This is a genomic window from Acidiphilium multivorum AIU301, assembly GCF_000202835.1.
GTDB lineage: Bacteria > Pseudomonadota > Alphaproteobacteria > Acetobacterales > Acetobacteraceae > Acidiphilium > Acidiphilium multivorum.
Window position 1 is genome coordinate 3441245 of the sequence record NC_015186.1, and the last position, 13571, is coordinate 3454815.

The following is a 13571-nucleotide window of genomic DNA, read 5'->3' on the forward strand; positions in this document are numbered from 1 at the left end:
AGGCGCGAACATGGCCACGAACATCCTGATGCCGGCACTCTCGCCCACCATGACGGAAGGCACGCTGGCGCGCTGGCTCAAGAAGGAAGGCGAGACGATCAAGGCCGGCGACGTCATCGCCGAGATCGAGACCGACAAGGCGACGATGGAGGTCGAGGCGGTCGACGAGGGCGTTCTCGGCAAGATCCTGGTCGCTGCCGGATCGGAGAATGTCGCGGTGAACGCGCCGATCGCCATTCTCGTCGAACCGGGCGAAGCCGTGCCGGACAGCGCGCCCGCTGCCCCGGCGCCAAAGCCCGCCGCCGCGCCGGAACCGGTGGCGGCACCTGCCCCGGCTGCGGCAGCTCCGGCCGCGCCGGCGGCGGAGACGACCGGGCATGGCCCGCGCGTCTTCGCTTCGCCGCTCGCCCGCCGCATGGCGCAGCAGGCGGGGATCGACCTCGCCACGCTCAAGGGCTCCGGCCCGAACGGGCGGATCGTCAAGGCGGATATCGACGCCGCCCGCGGCAGTGCCCCGGAAGCCGCGGCACCGGCGCCGAAAGCGCCAGCTGCCGCCCCACCGGCGCAAGCCGCCGCGGCCCCGGCCGCGCCGATCACCGCGCCGCATGACGCGATCCCGCATTCCTCGATGCGCAAGGTGATCGCGAAGCGGTTGCAGGCCGCGAAACAGACCATTCCGCATTTCTATCTGTCGATGGATGTCGAGCTCGACGCGCTGCTCAAGCTGCGCGCCGAGCTGAACGCGCAATCCCCCAAGGAGGGGCCGGGCGCGTTCAAGCTTTCGGTCAACGACCTGATCATCAAGGCGGTCGCCGTCGCCCTGCGCCGCGTTCCGGCGGCCAACGCCTCGTTCACCGAGGAGGCGATGATCCGTTATCACGACGTGGACATCTCGGTGGCCGTCGCGATTCCGGACGGGCTGATCACGCCGATCATCCGCAAGGCGGACCAGAAAGGCCTGGCCGCGATCAGCAACGAGATGAAGGATCTCGCCGCGCGGGCAAAGGCCGGCAAGCTGAAGCCGGACGAATTCCAGGGCGGATCGTTCTCGATCTCCAATCTTGGCATGTATGGCATCAGCTCGTTCTCGGCGATCATCAACCCGCCGCAGGGCGGCATTCTCGCCATCGGCGCCGGCGAGAAGCGGCCGGTGGTGAAGGGTGAGCAGATCGCCATCGCCACGGTGATGACCGTCACCCTGTCCTGCGACCATCGCGTGGTGGATGGCGCGGTCGGCGCCGAATTCCTCGCGGCGTTCAAGTCCATCGTCGAACAGCCGCTGGGGCTGATGCTTTGAGCGACCATTCGGCCGGTGTCGCTTCAGGGGCGGCGGCAACGCTTCGCCCTGCGGCACCGGCCGACATCGCCGCGCTGCTCGATCTCGTTCACGCGCTCGCCCTTTATGAAAAGGCGCCCCACGAGGTGGAGATGACCGCGCCGATGCTGCACGAGGCGCTGTTCGGCCCGCAGCCTCTCGCCCGCGCCGTGCTGGCCGAGGCCGATGGCGCGGTCGCCGGTTTCGCCCTGTTCTTCACCAGCTTCTCGACCTGGACCGGCCGGGCCGGGCTCTATCTCGAAGACCTGTTCGTCCTGCCCGCGGCGCGGGGCCGGGGCATCGGCCGCGCCCTGCTGCGCCATCTCGCGCGCGAGGCGGTCCGGCTCGGCTGCGCCCGGCTCGAATGGTCGGTGCTGGACTGGAACCGCCCCGCCATCGATTTCTATCAATCCCTCGGCGCCGTCCCGCTCGATGAATGGACGCGCTACCGTCTGAAGGGCGAGGCCCTCGCCGCCCTTGCCGCATAGGAGCAGAACAATGACCGATCAGAGTTTCGACGTGGTGGTGGTGGGCGGCGGCCCCGGCGGCTACGTGACCGCGATCCGCGGCGCGCAGCTCAAGCTGAAGGTCGCCCTGGTCGAGCGCGAAAATCTCGGCGGCATCTGCCTCAACTGGGGCTGCATTCCGACCAAGGCGCTGCTTCGTTCCTCCGAGATCAACCACCTGCTCCACACCTTGCCCGAATACGGTTTCTCCGCCGAGAACGTGAAGTTCGATCTCGACAAGGTGGTGAAGCGCTCGCGCGGCGTGGCAAAGCAGCTTTCCTCGGGCGTCGCCCATCTTCTGAAGAAGAACAAGGTGACGGTGTTCGACGGCACCGGCCGGCTCGCCGGCAAGGGCACGCTCGCGGTCGAGAAGGACGGCAAGCCGGTCGCCACGCTGAAGGCGAAGCACATCATCCTCGCGACCGGCGCGCGCGCCCGCGTCCTGCCCGGCATCGAGCCGGATGGCCGGTTCATATGGTCGTATCGCGAGGCGATGGTGCCGGACATCATGCCGAAATCCCTCGTGGTGATCGGCTCCGGCGCGATCGGCATCGAGTTCGCGAGCTTCTACCGCAACATGGGCGCCGAGGTGACGGTGGTCGAGGCGCTGCCGCGCATCCTGCCGGTGGAGGACGAGGAAATCTCCGCCTTCATGCACAAGCAGTTCGAGAAGCAGGGCATGAAGCTGCTCGTCGGGGCGAGCGTGAAGGGCGTCGAGAAGGGCAGGGACAGCGTGACCGTCACGATCGAGGCCGGCGGAAAGGCGCAGAAGATCACCGCCGAGCGGGTGATCTCCGCGGTCGGCATCGTCGGCAATGTCGAAAATCTCGGCCTTGAGCAGGCCGGCGTGAAGGTCGAGCGCACGCATGTGGTGGTCGATGGTTTCGGGCGCACCGGCGTCGAGGGCATCTACGCGATCGGCGATCTGACCGGCCCGCCCTGGCTCGCCCACAAGGCCAGCCACGAGGGCGTGGTCTGCATCGAGCATATCGCGGGGCTGAAGCCGCATCCGTTCGAGACCTGGAACATCCCCGGCTGCACCTATTGCCGCCCGCAGGTCGCCTCGGTCGGCATGACCGAAGCAAAGGCGAAGGAAGCCGGCCGCAAGGTGAAAATCGGCCGCTTCCCCTTTATCGGGAACGGCAAGGCGATCGCCATGGGCGAACCCGAAGGCATGATCAAGACCGTCTTCGACGCCGAGACCGGCGAGCTCCTCGGCGCGCACATGGCTGGCGCCGAGGTGACCGAGATGATCCAGGGCTACGTGGTCGCCCGGCAGCTCGAAACCACCGAGGCCGAACTGATGCACACCGTCTTCCCCCACCCCACGATCAGTGAAGCGATGCACGAATCGGTGCTTGACGCGTATGGACAGGTCATCCACTTCTGATCCGTCATGCGCGTCGAGATCGATCACCGGAATTCGGGGGGCGGCAAGCTCCGCCATCCGGAAAAGCAGCACAGGCCGGATAACCCGATCCAGCGGAAACCCGCCTGGATCCGGGTGAAGGCGCCGAACCATCCCGTCTATCACGAAACCCGCGCGCTGATGCGCGAGGCCAAGCTGGTGACGGTCTGCGAGGAGGCGGCCTGCCCGAATATCGGCGAGTGCTGGTCGCAGCGCCACGCGACCATGATGATCATGGGTGAAATCTGCACCCGCGCCTGCGCCTTCTGCAACGTCACCACCGGCCAGCCGGCGCCGCTCGCCGCCGACGAACCGGCCCGCGTGGCCGAAGCCGTGGCCCGGCTCGGCTTGCAGCATGTGGTGATCACCTCGGTCGACCGCGACGATCTCGATGATGGCGGGGCGGCGCATTTCGCGGCGGTGATCGGCGCGATCCGCGCCGCCGCACCCTCCACCACGATCGAGATCCTCACCCCGGACTTCCTGCGCAAGCCCGGTGCGCTGGAGGTGGTCGTCGCTGCCAGGCCGGACGTGTTCAACCACAATCTCGAAACCGTGCCGCGGCTCTACCCCTCGATCCGCCCCGGCGCGCGCTATTACCAGTCGCTCCGCCTGCTCGACCGGGTGAAGCAGCTCGACCCAAGCATCTTCACCAAATCCGGCCTGATGGCCGGGCTCGGCGAGGACCGCGGCGAGGTCGGCCAGGTGATGGACGACCTGCGCATCGCCGATGTCGATTTCCTCACCATCGGCCAGTATCTCCAGCCGACGGTGAAACACGCCGCGGTCGACCGGTTCGTCACCCCCGACGAGTTCGCCGATCTTGCCGCCATGGCCCGCGCCAAGGGGTTCCTGATGGTGTCGGCGACGCCGCTGACCCGCTCCTCCTATCACGCGGATGCCGATTTCGCCGCCCTGCGCGAAGCCCGGGCCGCCCGGCACGCGGCCTGACATGCCGAGCTACACCGAGCGGAAACTGGTCCTCTACCAGCCCGGCCAGATGTTCGATCTCGTGGCCGATGTGGGGAAATATCCGCAATTCCTGCCCTGGTGCATCGGCGCGCGCGTCCGCTCGCAGCGCGGCGATGAAATGCTGGCGGACCTGACCATCGGGTTCGGTCCGTTCCGCGAGAGTTTCACCTCCCGCGTGATGCTGAACGCGCCCGAGCATATCCATGTCCGCTACGAGAACGGCCCCTTCCGCTACCTGCGCAACGAGTGGCGGTTCCTGCCGGACGAGCGCGGCACCATGATCGATTTCTATGTCGATTTCGAATTTCGCAGCCTGATCCTGCAGAAGGCCATCGGTGCGGTGTTCGCCGAGGCGGTGCGCCGGATGGTCGCGGCATTTCTGAAGCGCGCGCGCGATGTTTACGGCACGCCGCAGTCCGGCGCCGATCTCGCGGCACCCGCCGAGGGCTAGGATGTACGCCCCGCTCCGGCCCGATCCTTCGTTGCCGCCGGTGCGCATCAATCTCTATTCTGATACCCAGACCAGACCGTCGCCGGCGATGCGCGAGGCGATGCTCGGCGCCGAAGTGGGCGACGAGCAACTCGGTCTTGATCCGTCCGTGAATGCGCTCTGCGAGCGTGTGGCCGCCATGCTGGGGAAGGAGGCGGCAATGTTCCTGCCCTCCGGGGCGATGTGCAATTCGGTGGCCATCCTTACCCATTGCCGTCCCGGCGACGAGATCATCGCGCACGAGACCGCGCATATCATCGAGGCTGAGGGCGGAGCCCCCTGGGCGCTGGCGGGGGCGCGCGTACTCGGCCTGCGGGGCGCACGGGGCATGTTCTCGGCCGACGATCTTCGCGCCGCGCTGACGATGCCTTCCCGCTATGCCGCGCCGCAGGTGCTGCTGGAAATCGAGCAGACGGCCAATCTCGGCGGCGGCACGATCTGGCCCTTGGCCACTCTTCGTGATCTCGTCGGCATTGCCCGCGCGGCCGGAATGGCAACGCACATGGATGGCGCGCGCCTGATGAACGCGGTGGTCGCGAGCGGAATCTCCGCCGCCGCCTACGCGGCGCCGTTCGACACCGTGTGGATCGACTTCACGAAAGGGCTTGGCGCCCCCCTCGGTGCCGTTCTGGCCGGTTCAGCCGACCTGATCGATCGCGCCTGGCGGTGGAAGCAGCGTCTGGGCGGTGCGCTCCGGCAGGCCGGAATCTGCGCCGCGGCCTGCCTGTATGCGCTCGATCATAACGTGGACCGGCTGGCCGAGGACCACGCGAATGCCCGCGACCTTGCAGCAGGGCTCGCGGCGATCGGCGGTCTCAACGTCGAACCGCCGGAGACGAATCTGGTCTATGTCGATGTCGCGGCTTCAGGCCGCACTCCCGGGGACTGGGCGGCGGCGCTTCGCGCGCAAGGGATCATGGTTTCTGTGATGGGGGCGACCCGGCTACGGCTATGCACCCATCTCGACGTGACCGGCACCGATATCATCGAGACGATTGCCGCCTTTCACAACCTTGCCTGAGACGGGCGACTTCTTCCGCATCGCGTGATCACGGTGCGACCGGCGCGATACACCTCCGACCACCGCTGTGCAGGCCACCACGAAATATTCGCAGAAAGGGAGCCTCCTGGAAGAAGCTCCCTTGTCCGTTTGCGGGTCAACTTCAGTTGAGCTGGCGCTGATTTTGCTGGAGCTTGGCAACCTGCATCATTGATGTGCTGTCGGGTGTTTCCGGCAGGTGTGGCATGGTCTCGACCGGAAACTTTCCGGTCAGGCTGTTTAGGAACGCGACGATGTTCGTCGTCTGCAGCCCGGTCAGCGTCTTGCCCAACTGACATGCGGCCATCACCCGAACGGCGGTTCGCAGCGACCCCACGGACCCGTTCTGGAAATATGGCGCAAGGACGGCGACGTTGCGCAGGCTCGGAACCTTGAAGACGTGCTCGTCGCTTTGCTTGTGCGTGACGTCAAACCGTCCGGGATCGTCGGCGAGATGGTACTCCCGCACATAGGTGGCGCAGGTCGGGTTTGTCGGGATCATGGGGAATTTCCTGAACCAACCGGTTCCCATGGGCAGGCCCGGATTATCGAACATCGCGCCGGCGTGGCAGCTCGCACAGCCGAGATCGGAGACCTCGTGCATTCCCTGCTTCGCCGACTTGTCGAGCGCGTTCTTGTCGCCCTTCAGATACCGATCGTATGGGCTGTCGGGCGTCACCAGGGTCCGTTCGTATGTGGCGATCGCCTGAACGACGTGTTCGAAGGTGATCGGCGTCTTGCCGCCGAAAACACGGGCAAATTCCCGCCTGTAACCGGGAATCCCAGCCAGGCGCTTCACGATGGCTCCGGAACTCGGCATGCCCATCTCGATCGGATTGAGCAATGGCCCCTTCGCCTGATCTTCAAGGCTCTTTGCGCGTCCGTCCCAGAACTGGACCGTATTGAACGCGGAATTGAACACGGTCGGCGCGTGTCTTGGCCGGTCGACGCGGCCCAGAACACCGAAGGAGAGCGGCAGTCCATCGCTGCCATTTCCCGCGACGTTGTGGCAGGTGTCGCAGGACACGTCGCCCGACAATGACAGCCGCGGATCGAAATACAACTGCTTGCCAAGATGGATCTTCCGGGGGGTCATCGGGTTGTCGGCGGGAACCGGCACCTTCGATGGAAACTCGCCGCCGGGGGGAGCGGCCGAGGCCGCTTGCAGTCCCGCCATAATCGCGCCGGTGATCAGAGCGGTGTAAAGCGCGATCATTTTGCGCCTGATCGGCGCATGGACAAGATATTGTCGTCTCATCGGAGTCTCTTTTGCTTGTTCAGGAGATGTTTTTGTTCATATCGTCCTCAAATATTTTATAAATCATGAATGTATATTGTCGATTTTGTCGCTTTTTGTGAGGTTGGATTGGTCGTTCCTTGCCTATCCGGTTGTTACCCACACCCACTAAATGTAGGGTGTGTCCATTCCCCGGAATAAAGCTCGTCAAAGGTTGGTGCGGCTGCCCTACCCGCGATTCCGAGCAGCGAGCGGAACGCGTTGAAGGGATAGAGGCGCCGGTTGAACCGAAACGTGAATTCATTGAGGTAGGCTTGTAGATGTTTGGCGCTGACCCCGTGATGGATGCCGTTGATCCAGGTCTTCAGGTTGGTAAAGACCAAGTGGACGATCGGCAGGAATTCTTCTGCCACCTCCGGGTCGCCGCATTCGGCGATTGCATGGTGGTCGAACCCGCGCCTTCCGAGACCGGCATAGCCGCTCCAGTCGTCGGTAACGATCAGCGATCCGGGAGCAACGGCGTTTTCGACGAATCCGCAGAGCGAATTGGCGCTACGGTCGGGGACAACAGCGAGACGAACGCGTCCCGCGTAGCGACCGTCTTTCCGATTGTCGAGCTTGGTTCCCGGTTTCCGGTGGCGCACCTCCACGGCACAGGCGACGAGAACCTTGTGATGGACACCCCGTCCATCGCCTCGGGTTCGTCCTCCAACCCACGTTTCATCCACTTCGACGTGTTCTTGCGGCGTGTCGCCAATCTTGTCGCGCTCGGGGCGCACCATCCCGGCGCGCAGCTTATGAAGGATGCCGAAGGCGGTCTCGTAGCGCGACAGGCCGAGTTGCCGCTGAAATTGGACGGCCGACATTCCGGGCGTCTGGCTGGCGATCAAGTAAGCCGCCCAGAACCAAGTCGACAGCGGCGTGTGACTGCGTTCCATAACGGTCCCAGCCATCAGGCTTACGTCTTTGCGACAGGCCCGGCAGCGCAGAACGCCCGGGCGCGCCTCGAAACGGAACGGCTCGCCAACGACGCCGCACCTTGGGCAGGCGAACCCTCCATTCCAGCGGGCGCTTTCGAGATAGGCGGCACAGGCCGCGTCGTTCGGGAAAATACGCTGGAATTCCGGCAGAGACTGCGGGAACGGCAGGTCTTCACGGGCCAGGACATCCATGCCCAACACTAGATCTAGTAGGTATGGGAGTCAACCGGATAGGCAAGGGTCGTTCTTCGTTGATATTGATGAGTGCAGGCTGGATCTGATAGCGGCTTAGTCACGCAAGTGAAACCATGTTCTCGGCCAGGTTATCTGTCGCGCGTGGTGCTAGGAGGTTTTCGATTGCGGCGGTGATGAAGCCGAGGCTGGTGCCGTCGACCAGGAGGCCATTGGATACTTTACCGTCGACCGCACCGATGACGATCTGCGGTCCCGGAATCGGCAGGGCCTGCATCGCAAGCATCGTTTCGTTCACCTGGGCCTGTGCCCTGACCCCGCCCGTAAATGCAGGTGATGATGACACCACAATAAAGGGCTTGCCCTTCAGCACAGAATTGCCATGCGGTCGTGATGCCCAGTCAAGGGCGTTTTTCAATGCGCCGGGCATGCCGTGATTGTACTCCGGGGTCGAAACGACAAGAGCGTCGCTCTCCGCGATTTGCTTCCGGAAGTCATGAACGGCGCGGGGCGGTTTGTCGTCGTCCAGGTCCTGGTTGTAGAGCGGGAGGTCGACCCCGACGAGCGACAGGCTGACACGAGCGTCAAGGACACTCCTCACTCCAAGGAGGACGGCGCGCGAATGGGCGTTGCGCCGCAGGCTGCCGACAATGCCGAGCAGCCGCAGCGGTGGATGCAAGGCCATCTCCACCTCACGCTCCCGCCGGCCGGGCGGGCCCGGTTCCCGCGCCGCTCGTCTCAATCGCGGTCGCGATGGCCGCCATGTCATCGTTGTCGAGCCGCAGGCTGGCGGCGGCAATCCAGCCGTCTACCTGCGACGCATTGCGCGCGCCGACAATGGCGCCGGATACGCCCGGCCAGGCGAGCGTCCACGCAACGGCGGCGGCCGGGACCGAGACACCGTGCCGTTCTGCAACAGGACGCAGCGCGTCGACGAGACGGAGGTTGCGGGCCAGCTTGTCGCCAATGAATTCGTCATTGCGCGAGCGCCAGTCATCCGCCGGAAGCGATTTTGCGCGTTCGATCGAGAACCGCCCGGTCAGCAGCCCCGCCTGCATCGGGCTATAGACGATGACGCCGGTGCCGTGCGCGTGACACCAGGGCAACTCGCGCTCCGCGGCATCGCGCCGGATTGCCGAGAAGGGGGGCTGCAACGTGTCGACATGGCCAAGCCGCTCAGCCACCGCAAGTTGCTCGGCACTGTGATTTGACAGGCCAACGGCCCTGACTTTCCCTTCAGCCTTGAGGTCCAGCATCGTCTGCCAGTAATCTGCCAGCCGTGTGCCGTCTTTCGCTGGCCAGTGCACCTGATAAAGGTCAATTCGTTCGATGCCGAGGCGCCGCAGCGATGCATCGACTTCGCGCCGGATGCTTTGCGGCGAGCCGACCTGCCGCGGCATGGCGTGGCGATCGGTCTCGTCCCATACCAGGCCGCATTTGGTGAACACATAGGGGCGTTCGGCTTGTGGCATCTCCGCCAGCGCACGCGAGACGACCTCTTCGGAATGGCCGAGCCCGTAGATCGCTGCGGTATCGATCCAGTTCACGCCTCGCGAAACGGCATGCCGGATTGCCGCGATCGAATCGCGGTCATCCTGAGCCCCCCATCCTACGGCCCAGTCAGCCCCGCCGATGGCCCATGCGCCGAAGCCGACGCGGGTGATCTCCATATCGGTCAGGCCGAGCCTGATCCTTGGCAGCGTCGTATATGCATCCATCTCCAAATCTCCATTCTGGCGCCCGGGAGATGGAGAGCGTTGAATATCGTTCAAATAAAACTTATTGATCCGAATCTTCTCTCGGATAGATGGAGAGATGGCGCATGGAGCTCAGACAGCTGCATCATTTTGTCGCGCTAGCCGAGGAGCGGCAGTTCACGCGCGCCGCACGTCGCGTGAACATCGTGCAATCGGCGCTCTCGACGTCGATCCGGGCACTCGAGAGGGAACTCGATGCGCCCCTTTTCGTGCGCAGCACCCGTGACGTGCGGCTGACCGGTGCGGGCGAGATCTTCCTTGAAAAAGCGCGATTGGCGATCGAGGCGGTGCGGGATGCGCGTAGCGCCGTTGCCGAAGTGCAGGGCCTGAAGCGGGGAACGCTGAAAATCGGCACAGTGCAGAGCCTGCCCGCATTTCTCGACCTGCCATTGCTTCTGGCGCGGTTTCACCAGCGGCATCCCGGCATCGAAATCCGGCTCATTCAGGGCAGCTCGTCAGCCCTTGCGGACCGGACACGGGCCGGCGGCATCGATGCCGCGTTCTTCCCGGTGGGTACGCATTTGACCGATCTCGTCACAACGATGATCGCGTGTGACGAGGTTGTGCTCGCCTGTCCCCGCGGTCATCCGCTGGAGGGACTGACCGGCGTCGCCCTCGAGGCGATAAAGGATTTTCCGTTTGTCGACTTCGAAACGGGCTGGGGTACCCGCAGGCTGGTCGACGGCCGCTTTGGTGATGCCGGCATCGGCCGCCATACCGCGTTCGAAGTCAGCGATCTCGACACGATGCTGAAACTGGTCAGTCTCGGCCTAGGCATTGCCCTCCTGCCGGAGACGGTCGTTGTGGCGCGTGATCCGGACATCGGGATGGCGCGTCTCTCATCACCCGAACTCTGCTGGGAACTGGTCGTCGCCCACCTGCCCGTCGCCGGCCCGGGAACCCCGGTGGCCGCATTTCTTTCCCTGCTTCACGAAAGCCTTGTCATCACCGACACGGCGCAGTTGCCCGAAGCCTGATGAAAGATGGACCTCCGGTTCGGTCAGGCGATGTCGCCCGCCGGAAACGCGGCACCACGCCCGCCATCCGCCACGAATTGCGCAGGCACGCTGCCATCGAGCCGGTCATCGGCCACATGAAGACCGATGGCCACCTCGGACGGAATTTCCTGCTCGGCGTCACGGGGATGCCATCAACGCCATCCTCTCAGGCGTCGGCCATAACCTCTGTCGCCTCCATAGAAAGTCGTTCACCAGGCCGCCGCCTCGGCCGGCCAAATATCGCATAGTTCACAGCCAACAATCCTGCGCCGGATCCCGCGCCATGAAGTCCGGCGCGGAGGCAGGATGCCGTCAGATCGTACGGGTGCCGCGGGCGATGGCGGCGACGCCGGTGCGCGACACCTCGGCGAGGCCGAGCGGGCGCATCAGCTCGAGAAACGCATCGAGCTTGTCGGTGGCGCCGGTGAGTTCGAAGATGAAGCTTTCGGTTGTCGCATCGATCACCCTTGCGCGGAATGCATCGGCAAGACGCAGCGCTTCGAGCCGCTTCTCGCCAGTGCCGATCACCTTGATGAGTGCGAGTTCGCGGGCGATGTGCGGCCCTTCGGCGGACAAGTCGGATACGCGGTAGACAGGCACCAGCCGGTCGAGTTGCGCCTTGATCTGCTGGATCACCAGTTCGGTGCCGGAGGTGACGATGGTGATGCGGCTCTTGCGCCGGTCGTCCTCGACGGGGGCGACGGTGAGACTGTCGATATTGTAGCCGCGGCCGGAAAACAGGCCGATGACGCGCGCGAGAACGCCTGATTCGTTTTCCACCAGCACGGAAATCGTGGCGGCGCGCATGGCTTCCTGGACGATGGCGTTCATGTCGGCTCTTTCAGGTTCGGGATCTCGGGTCTCGGCGATGATGGCGGGGCTCAGACGAGCACGAGCCCCTCATCGGTGATGCCGGCGGCGCTGGACTCGTGTTCCGGCCCGAGCAGCATCTCGTTGTGCGCAGCGCCCGAAGGAATCATCGGGAAGCAGTTCTCCGCACGGTCGACATGGATATCCGCGATCACCGGCCGGTCGGTCGCCAGCATCTCGTCGATCACCCGGTCCAGATCGTCGATGCTCTCGGCGCGCAGGCCCACGGCGTGAAAGCTCTCGGCGAGGCGCACGAAATCGGGCAGGGCCGCCGAATAACTCTCGGAATAGCGGCCACCATGCAGCAGCTCCTGCCACTGGCGCACCATGCCCATGTATTCGTTGTTGAGGATGAACACCTTCACCGGCAGGCGGTATTGCGCGAGCGTGCCCATCTCCTGGATGTTCATCAGGATGCTGGCTTCGCCGGCGATGTCGATCACCAGCGCGTCGGGATGGGCGATCTGCACGCCCATCGCCGCCGGCAGGCCGTAGCCCATCGTGCCGAGGCCGCCCGAGGTCATCCAGCGGTTCGGCTTGTCGAAGCGGAAATGCTGGGCCGCCCACATCTGGTGCTGGCCCACCTCGGTCGTGACATAGGTTTCGCGGCCCTGGGTCTTTTCCCACAGCCGGCGGATGGCATGCTGCGGCTTGATGATCGCGCCTTTCTCGAAGCTCTGGGTGAAGCGCAGCGAGTCCTTCTCGCGCCACGTTTCGATCATGCGCCACCATTCGGCCAGCGCTGCCGTGTCCTGCCGGGAATTGTCCTGCTTCCAGGCGGCGATGAGGGCGCGCAGCGCCTCGGTCGCGTCGGCGGCGATGGCGATGTCGACGACCACGTTCTTGTTGATGTTCGACGGATCGATATCGATATGGATTTTCTTCGAGTGCGGCGCGAAGGCGTTGAGCCGCCCGGTCACGCGGTCGTCGAACCGGGCGCCGATGTTCAGCATCACGTCGCAGCCATGCATGGCGAGGTTGGCCTCGTAGGTGCCATGCATGCCGAGCATGCCGAGAAAGGCCGGGTTCGAGGCCGGGAAGGCGCCGAGCCCCATCAGCGTCGAGGTAACCGGCGCGCCGGTGAGCTTCGCGAGTTGAACGATCAGTTCGGCCGATTCCGGACCGGAATTGATCAGCCCGCCGCCGGTATAGATGATCGGCCGCTTTGCCCCCTTGAGCGCGCTCACCGCTTCGGCGATCCGGGTGAGATCGGGGGCGGTGCGCGGGCGATAGGAGCGGTGCGGGCCTTCCGGCGCCTCGGTATATGGCGCTGGGTTGATCAGGATGTCTTTCGGCAGGTCGATCAGCACGGGGCCTGGCCGCCCCGTCCGCGCAACGTGGAATGCCTCATGCACGATGCGGGCGAGATCGTCCGAGCGCTTGACGAGATAGTTGTGCTTGGTGGCCTGCCGGGTGATACCCGTCGTGTCGGCTTCCTGGAACGCGTCGTTGCCGATCAGATGGGTCGGCACCTGGCCGGTCAGGCAGACAACGGGAATGCTGTCCATCAGTGCGTCCACCAGCCCGGTGACGGCGTTGGTCGCCCCCGGCCCGGAGGTGACGAGCACCACACCGACCTTGCCGGTCGAGCGGGCATAGCCTTCGGCTGCGTGAACCGCCGCCTGTTCATGGCGGACAAGGATGTGGCGGATCGCGTTCTGCTGGAAGATCGCATCATAGATCGGCAGCACGGCGCCGCCCGGATAGCCGAAAATGACCTCGACCCCCTGCGCCTTCAGTGCGCGGAGAAGGGTTTCGGCCCCGGAAGCGACTGTGGTGTTCACGGCGTTCATATCCCCATCCTGTC

At 64.7% G+C, this 13571-nt stretch carries 13 protein-coding genes and 1 pseudogene; 8 read left to right on the top strand and 6 right to left on the bottom strand.

Going from position 1 to position 13571, the window contains the following annotated elements; translation table 11 throughout:
• Window positions 1–10 precede the first annotated feature (10 nt).
• From ACMV_RS15705 to ACMV_RS15730, 6 genes are read left to right on the top strand one after another with little or no spacing between them, the layout of a single operon-like run.
• Window positions 11–1297: a pyruvate dehydrogenase complex dihydrolipoamide acetyltransferase gene (locus ACMV_RS15705; RefSeq protein ID WP_013641052.1), complete on the top strand. Its 1287-nt coding sequence runs from the start codon at window positions 11–13 to the stop codon at window positions 1295–1297.
• Window positions 1294–1803, top strand: a complete 510-nt coding sequence (locus tag ACMV_RS15710; RefSeq protein ID WP_007421401.1) for a GNAT family N-acetyltransferase — start codon at window positions 1294–1296, stop codon at window positions 1801–1803. The genes ACMV_RS15705 and ACMV_RS15710 overlap by 4 nt, the downstream gene beginning before the upstream one ends.
• A gap of 10 nt (window positions 1804–1813) precedes the next feature.
• Window positions 1814–3211: a dihydrolipoyl dehydrogenase gene (gene lpdA, locus ACMV_RS15715; RefSeq protein WP_013641053.1), complete on the top strand. Its 1398-nt coding sequence runs from the start codon at window positions 1814–1816 to the stop codon at window positions 3209–3211.
• Between the two features lie 6 nt (window positions 3212–3217).
• Entirely contained in the window at window positions 3218–4180 is a 963-nt protein-coding gene (gene lipA, locus ACMV_RS15720; RefSeq protein WP_007421399.1) for a lipoyl synthase, read from the top strand.
• Window position 4181: 1 nt separating this feature from the next.
• On the top strand, window positions 4182–4652 hold the full coding sequence (locus ACMV_RS15725) for a type II toxin-antitoxin system RatA family toxin (protein WP_013641054.1): 471 nt from the start codon (window positions 4182–4184) through the stop codon (window positions 4650–4652).
• 1 nt (window position 4653) lies between these two features.
• Window positions 4654–5712 (top strand): threonine aldolase family protein, encoded by a 1059-nt coding sequence (locus tag ACMV_RS15730; RefSeq protein WP_013641055.1) that lies wholly within the window; start codon window positions 4654–4656, stop codon window positions 5710–5712.
• A gap of 142 nt (window positions 5713–5854) precedes the next feature.
• On the opposite strand, the gene ACMV_RS15735 is transcribed toward ACMV_RS15730, so the two are convergent.
• From ACMV_RS15735 to ACMV_RS15750, 4 genes are all read right to left on the bottom strand, one after another.
• Entirely contained in the window at window positions 5855–6946 is a 1092-nt protein-coding gene (locus ACMV_RS15735) for a cytochrome-c peroxidase (RefSeq protein WP_013641056.1), read from the bottom strand.
• 176 nt (window positions 6947–7122) lie between these two features.
• Window positions 7123–8139: an IS1595-like element ISAcr1 family transposase gene (locus tag ACMV_RS15740; RefSeq protein ID WP_007421341.1), complete on the bottom strand. Its 1017-nt coding sequence runs from the start codon at window positions 8137–8139 to the stop codon at window positions 7123–7125.
• Window positions 8140–8239: 100 nt separating this feature from the next.
• On the bottom strand, window positions 8240–8824 hold the full coding sequence (locus ACMV_RS15745; RefSeq protein WP_013641057.1) for an NADPH-dependent FMN reductase: 585 nt from the start codon (window positions 8822–8824) through the stop codon (window positions 8240–8242).
• Window positions 8825–8831: 7 nt separating this feature from the next.
• Window positions 8832–9857, bottom strand: a complete 1026-nt coding sequence (locus ACMV_RS15750; protein ID WP_013641058.1) for an aldo/keto reductase — start codon at window positions 9855–9857, stop codon at window positions 8832–8834.
• Between the two features lie 104 nt (window positions 9858–9961).
• On the opposite strand from ACMV_RS15750, the gene ACMV_RS15755 reads away from it, so the two are divergent.
• Together ACMV_RS15755 and ACMV_RS21580 are read left to right on the top strand one after the other, a co-directional pair.
• Window positions 9962–10873, top strand: a complete 912-nt coding sequence (locus tag ACMV_RS15755; RefSeq protein ID WP_013641059.1) for a LysR substrate-binding domain-containing protein — start codon at window positions 9962–9964, stop codon at window positions 10871–10873.
• Between the two features lie 35 nt (window positions 10874–10908).
• Window positions 10909–11081: pseudogene (locus ACMV_RS21580) on the top strand (IS5/IS1182 family transposase); the annotation flags it as partial.
• A gap of 125 nt (window positions 11082–11206) precedes the next feature.
• Here ACMV_RS21580 and ilvN read toward each other — a convergent pair.
• Together ilvN and ACMV_RS15765 are read right to left on the bottom strand one after the other, a co-directional pair.
• Window positions 11207–11725, bottom strand: a complete 519-nt coding sequence (gene ilvN, locus ACMV_RS15760) for an acetolactate synthase small subunit (RefSeq protein WP_013641060.1) — start codon at window positions 11723–11725, stop codon at window positions 11207–11209.
• 50 nt (window positions 11726–11775) lie between these two features.
• Window positions 11776–13557 carry an acetolactate synthase 3 large subunit gene (locus ACMV_RS15765; RefSeq protein ID WP_013641061.1) on the bottom strand — a complete coding sequence of 594 codons (1782 nt, stop codon included), beginning with the start codon at window positions 13555–13557 and terminating at the stop codon, window positions 11776–11778.
• Window positions 13558–13571: the final 14 nt, after the last annotated feature.

Excerpts from the sequence above, each read along its gene's own strand:
- ACMV_RS15705 (WP_013641052.1), top strand. The coding sequence starts at position 11 with ATGGCCACGAACATCCTGATGCCGGCACTCTCGCCCACCATGACGGAA.
- lpdA (WP_013641053.1), top strand. The coding sequence starts at position 1,814 with ATGACCGATCAGAGTTTCGACGTGGTGGTGGTGGGCGGCGGCCCCGGC.
- lipA (WP_007421399.1), top strand. The coding sequence starts at position 3,218 with ATGCGCGTCGAGATCGATCACCGGAATTCGGGGGGCGGCAAGCTCCGC.
- ACMV_RS15725 (WP_013641054.1), top strand. The coding sequence starts at position 4,182 with ATGCCGAGCTACACCGAGCGGAAACTGGTCCTCTACCAGCCCGGCCAG.
- ACMV_RS15730 (WP_013641055.1), top strand. The coding sequence starts at position 4,654 with ATGTACGCCCCGCTCCGGCCCGATCCTTCGTTGCCGCCGGTGCGCATC.
- ACMV_RS15735 (WP_013641056.1), bottom strand. The coding sequence starts at position 6,946 with ATGATCGCGCTTTACACCGCTCTGATCACCGGCGCGATTATGGCGGGA.
- ACMV_RS15740 (WP_007421341.1), bottom strand. The coding sequence starts at position 8,139 with ATGGATGTCCTGGCCCGTGAAGACCTGCCGTTCCCGCAGTCTCTGCCG.
- ACMV_RS15745 (WP_013641057.1), bottom strand. The coding sequence starts at position 8,824 with ATGGCCTTGCATCCACCGCTGCGGCTGCTCGGCATTGTCGGCAGCCTG.
- ACMV_RS15750 (WP_013641058.1), bottom strand. The coding sequence starts at position 9,857 with ATGGATGCATATACGACGCTGCCAAGGATCAGGCTCGGCCTGACCGAT.
- ACMV_RS15755 (WP_013641059.1), top strand. The coding sequence starts at position 9,962 with ATGGAGCTCAGACAGCTGCATCATTTTGTCGCGCTAGCCGAGGAGCGG.
- ilvN (WP_013641060.1), bottom strand. The coding sequence starts at position 11,725 with ATGAACGCCATCGTCCAGGAAGCCATGCGCGCCGCCACGATTTCCGTG.
- ACMV_RS15765 (WP_013641061.1), bottom strand. The coding sequence starts at position 13,557 with ATGAACGCCGTGAACACCACAGTCGCTTCCGGGGCCGAAACCCTTCTC.